Source organism: Methylomonas subterranea (assembly GCF_024505185.1).
GTDB classification, from domain to species: Bacteria; Pseudomonadota; Gammaproteobacteria; order Methylococcales; family Methylomonadaceae; genus Methylomonas; species Methylomonas subterranea.
On the sequence record NZ_JANIBJ010000094.1, the window covers coordinates 1 to 1,038 of the forward strand.

The following is a 1,038-nucleotide window of genomic DNA, read 5'->3' on the forward strand; positions in this document are numbered from 1 at the left end:
AGCGAGGAACCGTGCCCAGCTGCACTACTTTCATTTGCCGGGGCGATCGCCCGGCCTTCATGAACGTTACTCTGAAAGTAAAAAATCGAGCGGGTACGGTTGCTTGTTGGACAGGCGTCGGCAGCAAGGATGCTGCCGTCGAGCCTACACGGACGTATTTACGGCGTCCTGTCCGGCGAGGAACCGTGCCAGCTGCACTACTTACATTTGCCGGGGCGAGGCACCAATCTCATGACCGTTAGGGTGAGAGATATAAACAGGGAAGTTATCAGGGACGAAATCCTAAGCGCCGAAACATCGTATAATGGTCTATTTTTCAAACCAACGAGGATCAGTAAATGGCCGACTTAATTGCACCTTCCATTCTCTCCGCCGACTTCGCACGCTTGGGCGAGGAAGTGGACAATGTTTTAAAAGCCGGCGCGGACATCGTGCATTTCGACGTGATGGACAACCATTTCGTGCCTAACCTGACCATAGGCCCCCTGGTTTGCGAAGCCTTGCGCAAACACGGCGTCACCGCCCCCATCGACGTGCATTTGATGATAGACCCCGTCGACCGCATCATCCCCGATTTCGCCAAGGCCGGCGCCAGCTATATCACCTTTCACCCGGAAGCCTCGCGGCATATCGACCGCTCGCTGCAAATGATACGGGACCTGGGCTGCAAATCCGGCCTGGTATTCAATCCGGCCACCCCGCTGACCTATCTGGAACACGTGCTGGATAAAGTGGACATGGTGCTATTGATGTCGGTCAACCCCGGCTTCGGCGGCCAATCCTTCCTGCCTTCCGCCCTGCCGAAACTGCGCCAAGCCAGAAAAATCATCGACGACAGCGGTTTCGACATCCGTCTGGAAATCGACGGCGGCGTCAATACCGCCAACATCCGCGAAATCAAGGCCGCCGGCGCCGATACGTTCGTGGCCGGTTCGGCGATTTTCGGCAAACCCGACTACAAAGCCGTCATCGACGAAATGCGCGCAGAAATGGCCAAGGCCTGATAGCGCGATACCGCTTCGGCCACATGGCCGAAGC

Annotated in this window: 1 protein-coding gene; it reads left to right on the top strand. The window is 56.7% G+C overall.

The annotated features are described in order from the left end of the window. Positions 1–338 precede the first annotated feature (338 nt). Complete coding sequence (rpe, locus tag NP590_RS20430) at positions 339–1,004, top strand: ribulose-phosphate 3-epimerase (RefSeq protein WP_256604590.1); 666 nt, start codon at positions 339–341, stop codon at positions 1,002–1,004. The last annotated feature ends 34 nt before the right edge of the window (positions 1,005–1,038 follow it).